The organism is Pseudomonas sp. 1121_17 (genome assembly GCF_052850745.1).
The window spans coordinates 44,167-62,339 of record NZ_VXCX01000006.1; the positions used below are offsets into that span (position 1 = coordinate 44,167).

The 18,173-nt window shown below is 63.1% G+C and carries 16 protein-coding genes; 11 read left to right on the forward strand and 5 right to left on the reverse strand.

Going from position 1 to position 18,173, the window contains the following annotated elements; translation table 11 throughout:
* Window positions 1-73 precede the first annotated feature (73 nt).
* On the forward strand, window positions 74-1,381 hold the full coding sequence (locus FW789_RS13390) for an MFS transporter (RefSeq protein ID WP_446431565.1): 1,308 nt from the start codon (window positions 74-76) through the stop codon (window positions 1,379-1,381).
* Window positions 1,382-1,403: 22 nt separating this feature from the next.
* Here the strand turns inward: FW789_RS13390 and FW789_RS13395 are convergent, their stop codons facing one another.
* Both FW789_RS13395 and FW789_RS13400 read right to left on the reverse strand, forming a co-directional pair.
* A complete protein-coding gene (locus tag FW789_RS13395; protein WP_446431566.1) occupies window positions 1,404-1,832 on the reverse strand; it encodes an MAPEG family protein in 429 nt (142 codons plus the stop codon).
* Window positions 1,829-2,143, reverse strand: a complete 315-nt coding sequence (locus FW789_RS13400; RefSeq protein ID WP_411561830.1) for a DUF2834 domain-containing protein — start codon at window positions 2,141-2,143, stop codon at window positions 1,829-1,831. The genes FW789_RS13395 and FW789_RS13400 overlap by 4 nt, the downstream gene beginning before the upstream one ends.
* A gap of 108 nt (window positions 2,144-2,251) precedes the next feature.
* On the opposite strand from FW789_RS13400, the gene FW789_RS13405 reads away from it, so the two are divergent.
* Window positions 2,252-3,064 carry a helix-turn-helix domain-containing protein gene (locus FW789_RS13405; RefSeq protein WP_207073317.1) on the forward strand — a complete coding sequence of 271 codons (813 nt, stop codon included), beginning with the start codon at window positions 2,252-2,254 and terminating at the stop codon, window positions 3,062-3,064.
* Here FW789_RS13405 and FW789_RS13410 read toward each other — a convergent pair.
* Window positions 3,061-4,002 (reverse strand): LysR family transcriptional regulator, encoded by a 942-nt coding sequence (locus FW789_RS13410; protein WP_186699800.1) that lies wholly within the window; start codon window positions 4,000-4,002, stop codon window positions 3,061-3,063. The two genes, FW789_RS13405 and FW789_RS13410, sit on opposite strands and share 4 nt — an antisense overlap.
* Window positions 4,003-4,157: 155 nt before the next feature.
* Between FW789_RS13410 and FW789_RS13415 the strand changes: the two genes are divergently transcribed.
* The 3 genes from FW789_RS13415 to FW789_RS13425 are packed head-to-tail and all read left to right on the forward strand — an operon-like array spanning window position 4,158 to window position 8,299.
* Complete coding sequence (locus FW789_RS13415; RefSeq protein ID WP_446431567.1) at window positions 4,158-5,300, forward strand: iron-containing alcohol dehydrogenase; 1,143 nt, start codon at window positions 4,158-4,160, stop codon at window positions 5,298-5,300.
* 45 nt (window positions 5,301-5,345) lie between these two features.
* Window positions 5,346-6,689: an MFS transporter gene (locus FW789_RS13420; protein WP_186699796.1), complete on the forward strand. Its 1,344-nt coding sequence runs from the start codon at window positions 5,346-5,348 to the stop codon at window positions 6,687-6,689.
* A 20-nt stretch (window positions 6,690-6,709) separates the two neighbouring features.
* Window positions 6,710-8,299 carry an aldehyde dehydrogenase (NADP(+)) gene (locus tag FW789_RS13425; protein WP_446431568.1) on the forward strand — a complete coding sequence of 530 codons (1,590 nt, stop codon included), beginning with the start codon at window positions 6,710-6,712 and terminating at the stop codon, window positions 8,297-8,299.
* Between the two features lie 195 nt (window positions 8,300-8,494).
* Here FW789_RS13425 and FW789_RS13430 read toward each other — a convergent pair whose 3' ends face one another.
* On the reverse strand, window positions 8,495-9,952 hold the full coding sequence (locus tag FW789_RS13430; RefSeq protein ID WP_446431569.1) for an efflux transporter outer membrane subunit: 1,458 nt from the start codon (window positions 9,950-9,952) through the stop codon (window positions 8,495-8,497).
* A gap of 89 nt (window positions 9,953-10,041) precedes the next feature.
* Here FW789_RS13430 and FW789_RS13435 point away from each other — a divergent pair, with 89 nt between their 5' ends.
* The 5 genes from FW789_RS13435 to FW789_RS13455 all read left to right on the forward strand — a co-directional run bounded on the left by FW789_RS13435 (window position 10,042) and on the right by FW789_RS13455 (window position 15,954).
* Window positions 10,042-10,656 carry a TetR/AcrR family transcriptional regulator gene (locus FW789_RS13435; protein WP_446431570.1) on the forward strand — a complete coding sequence of 205 codons (615 nt, stop codon included), beginning with the start codon at window positions 10,042-10,044 and terminating at the stop codon, window positions 10,654-10,656.
* A 79-nt stretch (window positions 10,657-10,735) separates the two neighbouring features.
* Entirely contained in the window at window positions 10,736-11,836 is a 1,101-nt protein-coding gene (locus tag FW789_RS13440) for an efflux RND transporter periplasmic adaptor subunit (protein ID WP_446431571.1), read from the forward strand.
* On the forward strand, window positions 11,833-14,913 hold the full coding sequence (locus tag FW789_RS13445) for an efflux RND transporter permease subunit (RefSeq protein ID WP_446431572.1): 3,081 nt from the start codon (window positions 11,833-11,835) through the stop codon (window positions 14,911-14,913). Before FW789_RS13440 ends, FW789_RS13445 begins: the two co-directional genes overlap by 4 nt.
* A 193-nt stretch (window positions 14,914-15,106) precedes the next feature.
* Window positions 15,107-15,505 carry a GFA family protein gene (locus tag FW789_RS13450; RefSeq protein ID WP_186699784.1) on the forward strand — a complete coding sequence of 133 codons (399 nt, stop codon included), beginning with the start codon at window positions 15,107-15,109 and terminating at the stop codon, window positions 15,503-15,505.
* Complete coding sequence (locus tag FW789_RS13455; RefSeq protein WP_186699782.1) at window positions 15,502-15,954, forward strand: GNAT family N-acetyltransferase; 453 nt, start codon at window positions 15,502-15,504, stop codon at window positions 15,952-15,954. Before FW789_RS13450 ends, FW789_RS13455 begins: the two co-directional genes overlap by 4 nt.
* A gap of 40 nt (window positions 15,955-15,994) precedes the next feature.
* Here FW789_RS13455 and FW789_RS13460 read toward each other — a convergent pair whose 3' ends face one another.
* A complete protein-coding gene (locus FW789_RS13460) occupies window positions 15,995-16,507 on the reverse strand; it encodes an AAA family ATPase (protein ID WP_103436996.1) in 513 nt (170 codons plus the stop codon).
* A 274-nt stretch (window positions 16,508-16,781) separates the two neighbouring features.
* Here FW789_RS13460 and FW789_RS13465 point away from each other — a divergent pair, with 274 nt between their 5' ends.
* Complete coding sequence (locus FW789_RS13465; RefSeq protein ID WP_207073410.1) at window positions 16,782-18,008, forward strand: MFS transporter; 1,227 nt, start codon at window positions 16,782-16,784, stop codon at window positions 18,006-18,008.
* Window positions 18,009-18,173 lie beyond the last annotated feature (165 nt).

Genomic DNA, 18,173 nt, shown 5'->3' on the forward strand with positions numbered 1-18,173 from the left:
CTCTGTTCTTTAGCTGCGGCGCACGACAAAGCGCTGCAGCATGCGCTGCTCGCCCGCGCGCCAGGAGACCCGAATGCACCACCCCACAATCGCCCGCGGCGCAGTCGCGCAGGGCCCGCACGCGCTCTATCGCAGGGTTACCTGGCGGCTTATCCCGTTTCTGTGCCTGTGCTACCTGGCGGCCTACCTGGACCGCATCAACGTCGGCTTCGCCAAGTTGCAGATGCTGACTGACCTGCAGTTCAGTAGCGCCGCCTATGGCCTGGGCGCGGGCTTGTTCTTCGTCGGCTATATCCTCTTCGAGGTACCCAGCAACCTGATCCTGCAGCGGGTCGGCGCCAAGCTGTGGATCGCCCGCATCATGATCACCTGGGGCCTGCTGTCGGCTTGCACGCTGCTGGTAACCACCACAACTCAGTTCTACCTGGTGAGGTTTCTGCTCGGCGTGGCCGAAGCGGGCTTTCTGCCGGGCGTGCTGTTCTACCTGACCCAGTGGTACCCAAGCTACCGGCGCGGGCGGATCATTGCCCTGTTCATGATTGGCCTGCCGCTGTCGAGCGTGATCGGCGGGCCGTTGTCTGGCTGGATCATGAGCAGCTTCGACCAGTTGTACGGCCTGCGCGGCTGGCAGTGGCTGTTCTTGCTGGAGGCGATCCCCAGTGTGCTGCTGGGCGTTGCGACCTTGTGGATTCTGCCCAACAGCTTCCAGCAGGCACGCTGGTTGTCTGATGACGACAAGGCGCAGCTGGCTGCCGACCTCGCGGCAGACGATGCCGAAGACACAGGCAGCAAGCAGCGCTTTCGCGATGGCTTCTTCAACCTCAAGGTGTGGATGCTCGGTGGCATCGACTTCTCGATTTTGCTCAGCGCTTATGCCATGGGCTTCTGGATGCCGACCTTCATCCACGACGCGGGGGTCAGCGATACCTTCCACATTGGCCTGCTCACAGCCATTCCGAGCCTGGCAGCGCTGATCGGCATGCTGCTGATCGGCGCCAGTTCCGACCGCTATCGCGAACGCCGCTGGCACATCATCGTGCCCTTCATTGTCGGCGCGATTGCCATGGTCAGCAGCACCTTGTTCAGCCATAACCTGCTGATGACGGTACTGCTGTTTGCCATCGCTTCAGCAGCGATCATCGGTGCAGTGCCGGTGTTCTTCAGCCTGCCGGCGACCTTTCTCAAGGGCACTGCGGCCGCCACTGGCTTCGCCCTCGCCTGTTCGCTGGCGAACATCGCCGGGCTGGTCAGCAACTCGCTGATGGGAGTGATGACCGACCTGACCGGCAACGCCCATGCCGCGCTGTGGGCATTTGCCGTCTGCCTGCTGCTCAGTTGCCTGCTGGTGATCGCTCTGCCGGCCAGGCTGGTCAACCGTTGATAGCCGCCGTAGCGGCGCGGCGTCATCCCATCCCCAGCTGGGTGGTAATGACCGCGCAAAAGCCCAGCAGGCATACCAGCGCAGCCGCGTAGCAGATCGTTCGCCACGGCTGTACACCGGCCAGATAGGTCAGCGTGTGCAGCACCCTGGCGAGGGTGAAGACCACGCACAGCCAAGCGCTGAAAGTAGCCGGCGCATCGAGCGCCAGCGCCAGCCCGCCAAGCACGAAAAAGGCAGGTATGTTCTCCAGATCGTTGGTCCAGGCCCGCGCAGCGCGAATCACCTGCGGGCGCTCTGCCTCCCGCGCCCGCCGTTTGAAAAACGCGGCGTCCTCGGGGTTGTGAAACGCCAACACGCTTAAGCGCAGGTAGCCCTGATAACAAGAGATCGCAAGCATCTTGAGAAACAGCAGCACAACACACAACGCATACACCTGCAGGGCGTCATTCATGCTTGACGCTCACTGCTAACGCCCCGGATGGCCAAATAGAGCAGCGGCCCCAGCGAGACGAACACCGTGGTCAGCAGCAAGTAAGGCAGCACAGAAATCCATGTTCCACGACGGCGATAGTTATCGCTGACCATCCAGCAGCAGCCAAGCCCTGCCATCAGATACAGGTCGATGACGACCTGAGCTGTATCAGGGCGCGCCATCAGCTCCAGACCAAACGCCACAAGCGACTGCTCGGCATTCAGCAGGGTCCAGCCGGTATACGCCGCAAACGGCACCAGCAAGGTCAGGGCAAGCAAACGCAGGGTCATCAGCCACTCCTAGGTAGGGTTCGCCGGCAGAGTAGTGATAGTGTTGCGCGCTCTCAATGACCTGACAGGTCATGGACACAGGGCACCAAGGACGGTCAGAGTCGACGTATGAAGCAGCCAATTTTCCATCGCCAGCAACCGGCCCCGAGCGCCTCTGCCGGTCAGCAGGTCCGCCAGTTGCGTCAGCAGGCGCGTCTCAGCCAGCTCGAACTGGCGCTGCTGGCCGGGGTTTCGCAGCGTCACTTAAGCTGCGTCGAAACCGGCCGTGCCAAACCCAGCCCGAGCACTCTGCATGCCCTGCTCTCGGCGCTGGCCGCACCGCTGGAGCAGTGCAACCAGCTGTTCGTCGCCGCCGGCTACGCCCCGCGCTACGCCACATCGCCGCTGGATGCGCCGGGGCTGAAGATGGTCCACGAAGCTATCGAACATATTCTGCACGCGAACAACCCGGCGCCGGCCATCGTCATCGCCAGCAACTGGGATGTCACCGCGGCCAATGCCAGTGCCGGCTTGCTGTTTGCCATGGCCGGCATCGCGCCTGAGGCGACTGCGCGGCTGAATTTGCTCGACACACTGTTGCGCCCCGGCGGGTTGGGTGATCAGCTGGCCAATGCCGACGAGATTCGCGCAGTCGCCTGGCAGCGTGCATCGCGGGAGGCCGTGGCTAGTCCCGAGCTCGCGCAGTTACTGCGCGAGCTGCCGGCTCCTGCTGCTCAACTGCACGCGCCCGCAGCCATGCCGGTGTTGCTGACGCGGGTGAATACAGCGGAGGGTGAGCTGAGGTTTCTGTCAACCTTCACCACCTTTGGCATGCCGCTGGACATCACCGTGGAGTCGCTACGGATCGAGCATCTGATTCCGGCAGATGCGCAGACTCGGCAGCGGATGACGGCGGCGTATGAGCACTGGCTCGCTGATTAACGCGCCGAGCCGCCAGCAGCCGCGCTAAGCAGCAAACCGCGAAGCTGCTGCATGGCGGGCGTTTCCTGACTGGCCTGGCGTGTCACCAGCTCATACGGGTCGCTCACCGATTGGATCGCCAGCGGCAGAATGCAGATGCGGTGATGCTGCAGACACTGCTGGGCCACATCGATAGACACCAGCGCGACGAATTCAGGCTGGTTCTGCAACAGCGACAACGTCGCCAGAATCGACGTGGTTTCCACCAGGTGCAGCGGGAAGCGCAGGCCGGCATCGTGGAATTCACGTTCCAGTTGCACGCGCATGGGCATGTTCGCCCGGTAGACAATCCAGCGGTTCTCGGCCAGTTGTTCAAGGCTCAAGGTCGCGGCGTCCTTGAGCGGATGATCGACGCTGGCGATCACTGCAAGTGTCTCGTGCTGGACGAACTCACTGGCGAACAAATGCGGTGAGCTGCTGACAGAGGTTCGGCACACGGCCATGTCCAGGCGGCCACTCTCGATCTGGCTAAGCAGAAACTGGCTGGTGCCCTCAACGATCTCGAAGGACATTTCCGGCTGGATCGCCGTGAGTTCTGATACCGCCTTCATCAGCAGCGGCACGGCGCCCATGATCGCGCCCACGGCAAGCCTGCCGCCGACTCCACGCAAAATCGCATCGAGGTCATGCCGCAGATTTGACAGGTCGGTCTGGATCACCCGAGCGGATCTGATCGCACAGTGGCCGGCAGCGGTCGGCTCCAGGCCACGGTTGGTGCGTCTGAACAGCAGCGTGCCAAAGGTCGTCTCGATCTCCTGCAACGCTTTGCTCGCACCGGGTTGAGTGAGCCCGACGCTGTCGGCTGCGCCGAGCAGCGAGCGGTGCGCATCCAGCTCTATCAACAGGCGCAGATGCCTGGCGTGCAGCCGGGACATGATCGAGTTCAACGATGGCGTCATTGGCTATGAGTCCTGGTTATAGCTGTATGGATTGTTCTCAGTACCACAGCCGTCTGCGGATTTCTATACTGGCCCCGCACGATGACGCACCCGGTGCGCCAGGACGGCCCTGAGATTGGCCAAGATAACAACGCTAAAAGGCTCCAGGAGAGCGCATGTCCTTGATCAACTACATCACCCAAATCCAGTTCGAGGTCGGCGCGATTGCGTTGCTGCCCGCCGAGTGCCAGCGCATTGGTATAACCCGACCTTTGATCGTGACCGACCGCGGTGTACGCGCCGCCGGGCTGGTTGACCGGGCGCTTGACGCCTTCGAAGGCGCTGACATGGCCTTGCCGATCTACGACGCCACGCCACCCAACCCAAACGAGAGCGCAGTCCGCGAAGCGGTCGCCATGTTCCGCGAATGTGACTGCGACGGCATCATCGCCATTGGTGGCGGCTCGGCCATCGACCTGGCCAAAGGCGTGGCCGTCTGCGCCCGCCATGAGGGCCCGCTGAAGCGCTTTGCGGTGATCGAAGGCGGCCTTGCCCACATCACCGCCGCCACTGCGCCGGTGATTGCGGTACCGACCACTGCTGGCACCGGCAGCGAAGTCGGTCGCGGCGCCATCCTGATCCTCGATGACGGTCGCAAAGTCGGCGTGATCTCACCGCATGTAGTCCCTAAGTCGGCCATCTGTGACCCAGCGCTGACCATAGGTTTGCCCGCCGCAATGACCGCTGCCACCGGCATGGACGCAATTGCGCACTGCCTCGAGACGTTCATGGCACCTGCGTTCAACCCGCCGGCTGACGGTATTGCTCTGGACGGGCTATGGCGCGCCTGGCGCTTCATCAGCGCCGCCACCGCCGACCCGCACAACCTCGAAGCGCGCACCAACATGATGAGCGCGTCACTGCAGGGCGCCCTGGCATTCCAGAAAGGCCTGGGCTGTGTGCATAGCCTGAGCCACGCGCTGGGCGGCATCAATCCGCGCCTGCACCACGGCACGCTCAACGCGATCTTCTTGCCGGCGGTGATTACCTTCAATCGTCAGGCGGCGACGATGACCGCTGAACAGAAGACACTGCGCATTGCCCAGGCCATGGGCCTGGCCGACGACAGCCAGATCGAAACGGCCCTGCGTGACATGACCCGTGCCCTGGGCTTGCCGATAGGTCTGCGTGAGCTGGGCGTCAGCGAAGCGATGTTCCCAGGCATCATCCAGGGTGCCCTGGCCGACCATAGCCACCGCACCAATCCGCGTGAAGCCAGTGCCGAGGACTACCGCTGGATGCTCGAGGCGTCCATGTAAGCCCAAGCCAACAGCGAATCCCAATAACAATAAAAGTGAACAGCCATGACCAGTAAATATGCGCAAGCCGAGCTTGACCGCACTGCGGATACGGTAGCCAGCCGAAACCCGTTCAAGAAATACCAGTTCATCACTGTCAGTCTGCTGCTGGTAATCGGCATCATCAACTATGTCGACCGCAGCGCTCTGTCGATTGCCAACACCTCGATCCAGCGCGACATGGCCATCACGCCTTCGCAGATGGGCATTCTGCTGTCGGCGTTTTCCCTGGCCTATGCCTTCTCGCAACTGCCGCTGGGGGTGATCATCGATCGCCTGGGCAGCAAACTCTCGCTCGGCGCCGCCCTGTTGGGCTGGTCGGTGGCGCAGACCGCCTCGGGCCTGATCAACAGCTTCTCGGCATTCATCGGCCTGCGCATCGCGCTGGGGATCGGCGAAGCGCCGATGTTCCCCTCGGCGGCCAAGGCCCTGGCGGAATGGTTCGAGGCAGAAAAACGCGGGACGCCCACCGGCATCGTGCTGTCCTCGACCTGCATCGGCCCGTGCATCGCCCCGCCACTGCTGACCCTGCTGATGATCAACTGGGGCTGGCGCGGGATGTTCATCGCTACCGGCGTGTTCGGCATCGTCATCGCGCTGTGCTGGTTCGCGTTCTACAAGAGCAAGGAGCGTTACCTGGCCGAATTGCCTGCCGAAGAACGCGAGCGCCTGCTGGCGTCGCAGACTCAGCAACAGGCCAACGTGGCGCCAAAACCAAGTTTGAAATCCCAGCTGAGCGCCTGGGCTGAACTGTTCCGCCACAAGAGCACCTGGGGCGCAGTGCTGGGCTTCATGGGCGTGATCTACATGCTTTGGCTGCACCTGACCTGGCTGCCCGGCTACTTCGAGCGCGAGCACGGTCTGGGCCTGTATCAGACCGCCTGGGTGGTGTCACTGGCTTACGTGTTCGGCGCCCTGGGCACCATCGTCGCCGGCCGGCTCTGCGACCGCCTGGTGAAAAAAGGCGGCACGGTGCTGGGCAGTCGCAAACGGGTGGTGGTCAGCGCGTTGCTGGCCGCAGCGGCGTTCACCGTGCCCCTGGCCTTTGGCAGCGGCATTGTGCTCAGCCTGGCCCTGCTCTGCTGCGCCTTGTTCAGCATCAACATGGCCAGCTCCACCGCCTGGATGATCGCCAACACCATCGTCGACAGCCGCCAGGTCGCGTCATTCGGCTCCATTCAGAACTTCGGCGGCTACCTGGCAGGATCAGTGGCACCGATCGTCACCGGCTTCAGCATTCAGCAATCGGGCTCATTCGCCTCGGCATTCCTCATCAGCGCCGTCGTCGCAGCGGTCGCCGCCATGGCTTACCTGTTGCTGTTGAAGCAGCCGATTTCTTCTGACAAGTAACAGGTTTACGGAGTACACCAATGCCACTTACCGGCGAACAAATAATCGGGCATCAACTGATTCGTGGCCAAGGCCGTGAACTGCTGGCGATCAACCCCGCGACTGAAGAGGCCATCCCCGCCCCTGTGTTCAACTGCGCCAGCGCCAACTTGGTAAATCAGGCGTGCGAGCTTGCCGACCAGGCCTTTGACAGCTTGCGTTCGACCAGCCCGGAACGGCGCGCGCAGCTTCTCGAAGCGATTGCCGACGGTATCGTCGGCCTGGGCGCAACGCTGCTTGAGCGCGCCCACAGCGAAAGCGGGCTGCCTCTGGCCCGCCTGGAAGGTGAGCGCGGGCGTACCGTGGGCCAACTGCGGCTGTTTGCCTCGGTGCTGCGTCAAGGCCGCTGGCAGCAGGCGACCTTCGACTCTGCCCTGCCCGACCGAGCGCCACTGCCGCGCCCGGATCTGCGTATGTGCAAGGTGGCGCTGGGACCTGTGGTGGTGTTCGGCGCCAGCAATTTCCCTCTGGCGTTCTCGGTCGCGGGCGGCGACACGGCATCGGCACTGGCCGCAGGCTGCCCGGTGATCGTCAAGGCGCACCGGGCACATCTGGGCACCAGTGAGCTGGTCGGGCGCGTGATCCAACAGGCTGTGCAGCAACTGGAACTGCCCGAAGGCACTTTCTCGCTGGTGGTGGGGGACGGCAATGACGTTGGCCAACAACTGGTCTCGCACCCGGCCGTCAAGGCCGTTGGCTTCACCGGCTCGCGCAGCGGTGGCCTGGCCCTGCTACGGGCAGCCGCGGCGCGTGCCGAGCCGATCCCGGTGTACGCCGAGATGAGCAGCGTCAACCCGGTGTTCCTGCTGCCAGGCGCACTGGCAGCGCGAGCCGAGACAATAGCTGCAGGCTTTGCCGACGCGCTGGCACAGGGCGCCGGCCAGTTCTGCACCAACCCAGGCATCCTGCTGGCCGTTGCAGGGCCTGAATTGGAAACGTTCGTTGCCCGTGCCGGTGCCTGCCTGGCTGACAAGGCCAGCCAGACGATGCTCACAGCAGGCATTCACCAGGCATACCTGACCGGCCTGCAACGGATCGCTGCGCAGCCCGACACAGCACTGGTCGCCGCTGGCCAGCCGCCTTCAGGCGCGACGCAAGCGCAGGGTCATCTGTACCGCACGACCTTCGCCAATGTCGCGGCCAACCCGCAGCTGCTGGAAGAAGTGTTCGGCCCTGCGGCAATCGTCATCAGTTGCCAGAGCGTGGACCAGATGCTGGCCTTCGCCAGGTCGCTTGAAGGTCAGCTGACGGCAACCCTGCAGTTGACGGAGCAGGACCTGGAGGTTGCGCGCAGCCTGGTGCAGACGCTGGAGAAGAAAGCCGGCCGGCTGCTGGTCAACGGCTTTCCTACCGGCGTCGAAGTCTGCGATGCGATGGTCCATGGCGGCCCCTTCCCGGCCACCTCCGACAGCCGCAGCACGTCGGTCGGCTCGACCGCCATCGAGCGCTTCCTGCGACCGGTGTGCTATCAGAACCTGCCGGATGCCTTGCTGCCTGACGCGCTCAAGCAAGACAACCCACTGCAGATCTGGCGCCAGCTTGACGGGGTACCCACAGCGCCGCTTGGCTGAATGAGCTTCGCCAGTAGCCAGCGCGCACGGTGCCCTGGTTACTGGCATCCGCCTGTCAAATACTCACCAGCTCAGTCACCGGCAGTCGATTGGAAGTCTTCAGCTCACGCAGGGAACGCACTGGTGAACATGGACCGGTTCGAGACGGCAGGTGTGACGGTGGTCACGCAGTTTTGAGGTGTTGGTGAACCTTGCCTACTGAGGCCGCTGCGTAACTGCCTCAGCGGGCGACCAGCCCCCACCCAACGCTCGGTACGCCGCAATTGCCGCACGAGCAGCTTCCGTTTGTGCCACCGCCCTGGCATCCGAAGCACGCAGCAGTTGCTGATCAGCATTGAGCACGTTGATCAGGCTGGCAGCGCCCTTTTGATAGGCCGCAAAGGACGACCGCCGTGCCTGCTGCAGCGATGACTCGCCAGCCGCAAGCGTAGCGGCTTGCGCCTGGCGGTTGAGCAACGCTGACAAGGCATTCTCGACATCTGCCGACGCCCTCAGCACCGACTGCCGATAAATCGCCAAAGCCTCGGCCTCACGCCCCTTGGCTCGATCAATCTCAGCGTTGATCCGGCCAAAGTCGAACAGCCGCCAGCGCAGCCCCAGCAACACAGCTGACTGACTCGCCCCACCACTGAACAACTGGCCACCCGAGGTCGTCGCACTGCCAAGCAACGCCCCCAGGGAAAACTTCGGATAATACTCGCTGATCGCGCTGCCAATGGAGGCATTGGCAGCGGCCAGTCTGCGCTCGGCGGCAATCAGATCAGGCCGGCGCCGCAACAGATCAGCGGGTGCGCCGATGTCGGTGAGTTGGGGTGCCTGGGGAATCGCCATCCCAGCCGCAAGCGCTGCACGATGGGTCCCCGGCGGGCTGCCGAGCGTTACATCAAACGCGTTGAGCGCCGCGTCCAGCGCCGTGCGCAACAGCGGCGCACGGGCCTCGACTTGCGCCAGCTCACCCTCGGTCTGGCGCAGTTCGGCATCTGCGGCAACGCCCTTGCGGTTGAGCAACTGCACTTTGGCCAGCAGCTCACGCTGCGTCTGCACCTGCTGTTCGACGATCGCCAAACGCGCCTGCAGCCCGCGCACGCTGGCATACAGGTCAGCGGTCTGGGCGGCCACGGCAAGCCGCGTCGCCACTGCCCCGGCTTCAGAAGCCTGGTACTCGGCCAGTGCGGCTTGGCGGTCGCGGCGCAGCCCGCCGAACACGTCGATTTCCCAGCCGGCAACCAGGTTGAGCTCATAGCTGTTGCCGTAACGGTCATAGCCAGGCGTTGAATCGAGCACCTGACCCAAGGGTGTCTGAATCGACTGATAGGCACGGGCCGCTTGGCCATCGACTCCGGCAGACGGTGAAAGCGCTGCGTTGGCTGAACCCAACGCAGCCCGAGCCTGAGCAAGCCGCGCCTGAGCCTGGGCCAGGTCGAGGTTCTGCGCCAGCGCCTGGCGGACAAACCCGCTGAGGGCCGGATCAGCAAAGCCTGTCCACCACTGATCGAGGTTGGTTACAGCACCTGCCGATTGTGCCTGCGTCCCCGCCCAGCCCTGATAGTGATCGGCAAGCGGCGCCTGCGGCTGTTTATAATCAGGCCCCACCATGCACCCTGCAGACAGGCTGGCGCTCAGGATGAGGGCGATGCTTCGATAAAGCTGCATGATGATTCCCATGACCGTTACAGATTGTGACCATATTATAGATTGGTCACTTACTGTCAATCCGGCCCTCAGCAGAGTACGCTTTGAGCATGACGACAAATACTTCCCCAGCACCCACTCGCGGCCCAGCCGACCATGATGTCCGCGATCAGGTCATCCAGGCGGCCATGCTGCATTTCGCCCATTACGGCTATGAAAAGACCACGGTCTCGGACCTGGCCAAGGCCATTGGTTTTTCCAAGGCATACATCTATAAATTCTTTGATTCCAAGCAGGCCATTGGTGAAGTGATCTGCGCCAACCGGCTGGCGATGATCAGGCAACTGGTGACCACCGCCATCGCTGATGCGCCTACTGCCTCAGAGCAGATCAGGCGGCTATTCCGCGCCATTGCTGAGGCGGGCAGCGACTTGTTCTTCCACGAACGCAAGCTGTACGACATCGCCGCAGTGGCCTCGCGCGACCAGTGGCCGTCAGTCCAGGCACATGAGGCGGACCTTCGCCAGGTCATTCAACAGGTCTTGATCGAGGGTCGCGAAGCAGGCGAATTCGAGCGCAAGACACCGCTGGATGAAACGACCGAAGCGATCTATCTGGTGCTCAAGCCCTACGTCAACGCAGCGCAACTGCAGTACAACCTGGACTCGGTTGAAACGGCCGTGGTGCAGCTGCCAGCGCTGATTCTGAGGAGCCTGGCGCCTTGAAACTCAAAATGTGACCATTGACAGATTTAGTCACTAGAACAAAAATGGGATTCCTTGATGCCTTTGAGTAATGGATCCCATGCGCCTGCACCCTGCCGCATTTGCCAGTTGCCTGCTGCCTATCGTCCTGGTGGCGTGCGGCGATTCGTCGGTCAGTAAAGACCCCCGCGACCAGCCACCGCTGGTCAGAACGGCGCCAGTGGCAAACGCCTCTGCCGCAGCCCGCGCCTTCACCGGCGTAGTGGTCGCCCGCACGCAGAGCGACCTGGGCTTTCGCGTGCAGGGCAAGATCCTTGAACGGCTGGTCGACACCGGGCAAACGGTGCAGCGCGGGCAGCCACTCATGCGCCTCGACCCGGTTGACCTGAAGCTGCAGGCACGTGCGCAGCAAGAGGCGGTTGCAGCTGCCCGGGCACGGGCCAAGCAGGCCAGCGACGACGAAGCACGCTATCGCGGGTTGGTGGCTGAAGGCGCTGTGTCCGCCTCGGCCTACGACCAGCTCAAGGCGGCTGCAGACTCGGCCACGGCTCAGCTCAAAGCAGCCCAGGCACAGGCGGACGTGGCCAGCAACGCCACCAGCTACGCGGTATTGCTGGCCGATGCCGACGGCGTGGTGATGGATACCTTGGCTGAGCCTGGGCAAGTCGTCAGCGCCGGCCAAGCGGTGGTCAGGCTGGCCCGCGCCGGCCATCGCGAGGCCGTGGTCCACCTCCCGGAAACGCTGCGCCCAGCCGCTGGTTCGGTCGCGCAGGCCACGCTGTACGGCCTTCAGGCTCAGAAAGTTCCGGCCAGATTGCGCCTGCTGTCCGAAGCCGCCGACAGCACCACCCGCACCTTCGAAGCCAGGTATGTGCTGGCTGGGCCTCTGGCAAACGCGCCGCTGGGCGCGACCATTACTCTCGTGCTTGCCCCCCAGATCACCGAAGAGAACGCCCGCCAGGTGCCGATTGGTGCGCTGTACGACCCTGGCAGCGGCAGTGGCGTCTGGGTCGTGACCGGGCAACCGGCCAAGGTCGCATGGCGCCCGGTTCAGGTGCTCGGGATCAGCGACGATGCGGCGCGGGTAGTCGGCGATCTAGCTGCCGGCGAACAGGTCGTCGCCCTCGGCGCGCACCTGCTACGCAATGATCAGCCGGTGCTGGTCGCCCCCGCAGTTAACGTTGCCGGGAGCCAGCCATGAGCGCGTCGCGTTTCAATCTGTCGGCGCTGGCGGTGCGCGAGCGCGCCATCACCCTGTTTCTGATTGTGCTGATCGCCTTCGCCGGCGCGCTGGCGTTCTTCAAACTCGGCCGCGCTGAGGACCCACCCTTCACCGTCAAGCAGATGACCATCGTCAGCGCCTGGCCCGGTGCGACAGCGCAGCAGATGCAGGACCTGGTCGCCGAACCGCTGGAAAAGCGCATGCAGGAGTTGCGCTGGTACGACCGTAGCGAAACTTACACCCGCGCCGGGCTGGCCTTCACCATGGTCTCGCTGCTGGACCGCACGCCACCCTCCCAGGTGCAGGAGGAGTTCTACCAGGCGCGCAAGAAGCTTGGCGATGAAGCCAAGGCGCTGCCGGCCGGCGTGATCGGGCCGATGATCAACGACGAATTCTCCGACGTGACCTTTGCCCTGTATGCGCTCAAGGCCAAAGGCGAGCCACAGCGCCAGCTGGTGCGCGACGCCGAGGGGCTGCGCCAGCGCCTGCTGCATGTGCCGGGGGTGAAGAAGGTCAATATCATCGGCGAACAGGCCGAGCGGATTTTTGTATCATTCTCCCATGATCGCCTGGCGACCCTGGGCGTCACCCCGCAAGCGATCTTTGCCGCGCTCAACGAGCAGAACGTGCTGACCCCGGCCGGCTCGGTCGAAACCCATGGTCCGCAGGTGGTGGTGCGGGTCGATGGTGCCTTCGATCAACTGGCGAAGATCCGTCAGACTCCGGTTGCAGCCCAAGGGCGCACATTGACCCTGGCCGATGTGGCCGACGTCGAGCGCGGCTATCAGGACCCTGCCACCTTCCTCGTGCGCAACGGCGGTGAGCCGGCCCTGCTGTTGGGCGTGGTGATGCGCGAAGGCTGGAACGGCCTGGAGCTGGGCAAGGCGCTGCAAGCAGAAACAACAAGCATCAACCAGGCCATGCCGCTGGGCATGACGCTGAGCAAGGTCACCGATCAGGCGGTCAATATCAGCGCCTCGGTTGACGAGTTCATGGTCAAGTTCGTGGTCGCCCTGCTGGTGGTGATGCTGGTGTGCTTCATCAGCATGGGCTGGCGGGTGGGTATCGTGGTCGCGGCCGCCGTGCCGCTGACCCTGGCCATGGTCTTTGTGGTGATGGCGGCGACCGGCAAGAGCTTTGACCGGATCACCCTGGGGTCGTTGATTCTGGCGCTGGGCCTGCTGGTCGATGACGCCATCATCGCCATTGAGATGATGGTGGTGAAGATGGAGGAAGGCTACGACCGCTTCCAGGCCTCGGCCTACGCCTGGAGCCACACCGCGGCGCCCATGCTGGCCGGCACGCTGGTGACGGCCATCGGCTTCATGCCCAATGGCTTCGCCCAGTCCACCGCCGGTGAATACACCAGCAACATGTTCTGGATCGTTGGTATCGCGCTGATTGCCTCGTGGATCGTGGCGGTAGCCTTCACGCCCTACCTTGGGGTCAAACTGCTGCCGGACATCAAGACGGTGCCAGGCGGCCACGCCGCGATCTACAACACCCGCCACTACAACCGCTTTCGCTCGCTGCTGGCGCGGGTGATTGCGCACAAGTGGCTGGTAGCGGGCGCGGTCATCGCGGCCTTTGTGGCCGCGGTGCTGGGTATGGGCTTGGTCAAGAAGCAGTTCTTTCCCACCTCCGATCGGCCAGAGGTGCTGGTTGAGCTGCAGCTGCCGTACGGTACTTCGATCGAGCAGACCAACGCCGCAGCCATCAAGGTTGAAACGTGGCTACGTAAGCAGGAAGAGGCCAAGATCGTCACCTCGTACATCGGCCAGGGTCCGCCGCGGTTCTTCCTGGCGATGGCGCCCGAGCTGCCTGACCCTTCGTTTGCCAAGATCGTTGTGCTCACTGACAGCCAGGAAGCGCGCGAGGCGCTCAAGCATCGCCTGCGCCAGGCGGCCGCCGAAGGCCTGGCCGCCGAAGCCCGCGTGCGGGTGACGCAACTGGTGTTCGGCCCTTACTCACCGTTCCCCGTGGCGTTCCGGGTAACCGGCCCGGATACCGCGCGACTGGGTGAAATCGCCGCGCGCGTGCAAAGCGTGATGCAGGCCAGCCCGCTGTTGAAGACGGTAAACAATGACTGGGGCACGCGGGTGCCGACGCTGCATTTCTCCCTGGATCAGAACCGTTTGCAGGCGGTTGGCCTGAGCTCTGCAGCGGTCGCCCAGCAACTGCAGTTTTTGCTCAGCGGCGTGCCGGTCACGGCGGTACGCGAGGACATCCGCCTGGTGCAGGTCGAGGCGCGCGCGGCTGGCGACACCCGGCTGGATCCGGCCAGGATCGAAAACTTCAGCTTGGTTGGCGCCGCCGGGCAGCGCATTCCCCTCGGCCAGGTTGGCGAGGTCAGTGTGCGCATGGAAGACCCACTGCTGCGCCGGCGTGACCGCAGCCCGACCATCACCGTGCGCGGTGATACCGCCGAAGGCCTGCAGCCGCCGGATGTGTCCGCGCAGATCTGGCAGGCGCTGCAACCGATCGTCACGACGCTGCCGGCGGGCTACCGGGTCGAGATGGCAGGTTCGATCGAAGAGTCGGCCAAGGCCAGCCAGGCGATCGTGCCGTTGCTGCCGATCATGATTGCCCTGACCCTGCTGATCATCATCCTGCAGGTGCGCTCGATCTCGGCGATGGTCATGGTGTTTCTCACCTCACCGCTGGGCTTGATCGGTGTGGTGCCGGTGCTGTTGCTGTTTCAGCAGCCGTTTGGCATCAACGCGCTGGTCGGGCTGATTGCGCTGTCGGGAATTCTCATGCGCAACACGTTGATCCTGATCGGGCAGATTCATCAGAACCAGATCACCGGGCTGGATCCGTTCGATGCAGTGGTCGAGGCCACGGTGCAGCGCGCCCGGCCAGTGCTGCTGACGGCACTGGCGGCGATCCTGGCGTTTATCCCGCTAACTCATTCAGTGTTCTGGGGCACGCTGGCGTATACCCTGATCGGCGGCACGCTGGTCGGTACCATCATGACGTTGGTGTTTCTCCCGGCGATGTATTCGATCTGGTTCAGGATTGGGGTGCAGCCACGCAGTGTGGAGGTCAGGGCCTGACGATGTGAGCGTGGGAATTTGGGGCTGCTTTGCAGCCCTTTCCGACCGGTCCGGCGCCCCGGCAAGGCCGCTCCACATCCCCTGTAGGAGCGGCCGTGTGTCGCGAAAGGATCGCGTAGCGGCCCCAATCCCCACGACTCGACCAGCCAATCACAATTGGCTACGCTGCCACTTCGCTCCCTTGGAGAAGCACATGACCGAAACCCATCGCGGCAGCTGCCTCTGCGGCGCCGTCAGCTACCAGCTACTCACGCCGGCAAAAGCCGTCAGCCACTGTTATTGCAGTCAATGCCGCAAAGGCCACGGCGCCGCATTCGCGTCATACGCCAGCGTGCCACGCGACGCGCTACGCATCCTCAGTGGCGAGTCGAGCATCAGGGCCTATGCATCATCAGCCACAGTAAAACGTGAATTCTGCAGCGAATGCGGATCAACGCTGTTCTGGTCGCGCTCAACGGGTGAGTTCGCTGACTGGGTTTCGATTGCACTGGGCACGCTCGACACACCGTTGCTGCCAGCCAAACAGAAACACGTTCATCTCGAGTCCGCAGCACCTTGGTACACCCCCAACTCAAGCCGGGGCATCGGATGACTTCTGTGATTCGACCGGCAACCGTGGCGGACGCAGCAGCAATCAGCGCGGTCGTGATTGGCGCATTGCGTGAGTCCAACGCCAGGGACTACTCAGCAGACATCATTGAACAGGTGCAACGCAGTTTTTCACCCGCAGCGGTCGAGCAACTGATTGCCTTGCGTGAGGTGTATGTCGCAACTCTGCAAGATCAGGTAGTAGCTACGGCGAGCCTGGATGGCGGTGTGGTGCGCAGTGTGTTTGTGAGCCCTGATTTTCAGCGCCGCGGGTTTGGGCAGCAATTGATGCGTAAACTTGAGGCAGTGGCGCAGGCCAGAGGCCTCGGCGTGTTGAGCGTGCCCTCGTCGATTACTGCTCAGGCATTTTATCAGCGCTTGGGCTTCAGCGAGGTTCGCGACGAATTTCACGGTTCCGAGCGCACGATCATCATGCAAAAGACGTTGCGATAGAGGCACAAGCGGCCCAACTTCCCGAGCGCAACGCGAATCCTTAGTCGAAGCTCGCCAAAAACGCCTGGGTATCTTGATCAGAACGCAAGCAAACCACCCGGCAACCCCGCGGTGCATCCGCCACCAACTGCTGCATCTTGCGCCGCGCCGACTGCCTGGTTTGCCACATGAAGCGGAAAAACTCAGGCAGATTGCCCAGCAACTCAGGGCAATCTGCCGGCAGGTCAGGCCGGGTTCGACCACGATTGAGCAACGTCCTTCGCAACACCCGCCAGAACCGCAGCGGAGTCGATCGGTCAATCCAGATCAACAGGTCAGCGCGCGCCAGCCGATTTTCCCAGGTCGCCGAATGCCCTCCTTCAAAGATCCACCGCTCACCCGCCTCGACCTCGCCGCACAGTCGGGTCTTCTCGTCCCGGCTGCGTTCAACCCAGCCGGGCTGCCAGTGAATGGTGTCGATGTGCACGACCGGCAAACCAGTGCGTTCACCAAGCTGCCGCGCCAGGGTGCTTTTGCCCGAACCCGGCTGGCCAACAATCATCACCCGTTGCATCGAAGCTCCTTTTCACTGTGCGTGCTGAATCGAGGGCGCGCGATTGTAAGGGGGTGACCGGCACTGTCAATGCTGATCTGCCAGTTTCAGTCAAGAGACAAGCTCGCGCATGCCTGGCACTGGCAGCCGCTCTGTTCAGCACCTTTCATCGATACCACTGATGATTACTATCGAACCGCACGCCTGCCCGCTTGCCGCAGGCGACTTCTATAATGCCCGCCAATCCGCCCTCTCCCGCCTGCTCAAGGCGACCTCATCCTTGGAACCAAGCCTCATGCCAAGCGCCAGCCAGGCCCCTAGCGGCCTCCCTGAACACAATCAACAAAGCGTCGCACAGCAGTGGCTGGCGATCCTCTCGGTCGCCGTGGGCGCATTTGCCCTGGTTACCAGCGAATTTCTGCCAGTGGGCGTGCTCAACGACGTCGCCCGCGACTTGGGCATCAGCGCCGGCCACGCCGGGCTGATGGTCACCGTGCCGGGCATCATGGCGGCCCTCGCTGCCCCGCTGCTGTCAGTCGGCATCGGCACTATGGACCGCCGTTACCTGCTCATCGGTCTGACCCTGATCATGATCATCGCCAACGCAGTTGTGGCTTACGCCAGCGACTTCAGCCTGCTGCTGTTCGGCCGCGTGCTGCTGGGCATCAGTATTGGTGGCTTTTGGGCCACCGCGATTGCCCTGAGTGGCCGCCTCGCGCCCAAGGGTGTCGGCGTGGCACAGGCGACCTCGATCATCATGGTCGGCGTAACCCTGGCCACCGTGCTCGGCGTGCCGGTCGGTACCTGGCTGAGCGGGCTGATGGGCTGGCGCATGACCTTCCTGGTGACCGCACTGGTGGGCATTCCGGTGCTACTGGCGCAGGTGCTTTTGCTACCGCGGCTCAATCCGGAAAAGGCCATCCGCGTCCGTGACCTGCCGGCGTTGTTCATCAATCCGCAGGCGCGGATTGGCCTGATTGCCGTGTTGCTGATTGGCCTGGCGCACTTTGCGGCATACACCTACGTGGCGCCGTTCTTCAAACAGAATGCCGGCTTCGACGGGCCGACCATTGGCTCGCTGCTGTTGCTGTACGGCGTGGCCGGTGTGCTGGGCAATATCTTCGCCGGCTTTGCCGCCAACCGCAGCGTGCGTCATACCTTGATGCTGGTGGCAGTAATGATCGGTATCAGCACTGCACTGTTCCCCCACTTCGCCACCGGCATGACCGGCGCGGCCATCTTGATTGCGCTGTGGGGCTTCGCCTTCGGTGCGTTCCCGGCCTGCGCCAGCATCTGGATGTTCATCGTTGCACCCAAGGACGTCGAACGCGGCATGCCGCTGTTCGTGGCGATGTTCCAGGTGATCATTGCGCTGGGCTCGTTCTTTGGTGGGCAGATCGTCGATCAGCTGGGTACTGCAGCGTTGCTCAGCCTGGCAACCGCCTTGGTCGCCTGCGGCTTCATGACGGTGCTGGTGCTGGGCCGCAAGGTCAGCAACCGTCTTGCCGTGCAGCCCTGCTGAGCCCCGATCAGCTTAGTGCCCAGAGCAGTTGCGCAAGCCTGGAAAGGCCATCGTTGAAACGCTGTAACGGCCCGTCTTTCAAGTAAACAGCGGGCACCAACAAAGGGGCATTTTGCCAAATCCTGGAGAGGTTTTTCAGATGACCCCTTAATGTTTTCCGTTCTG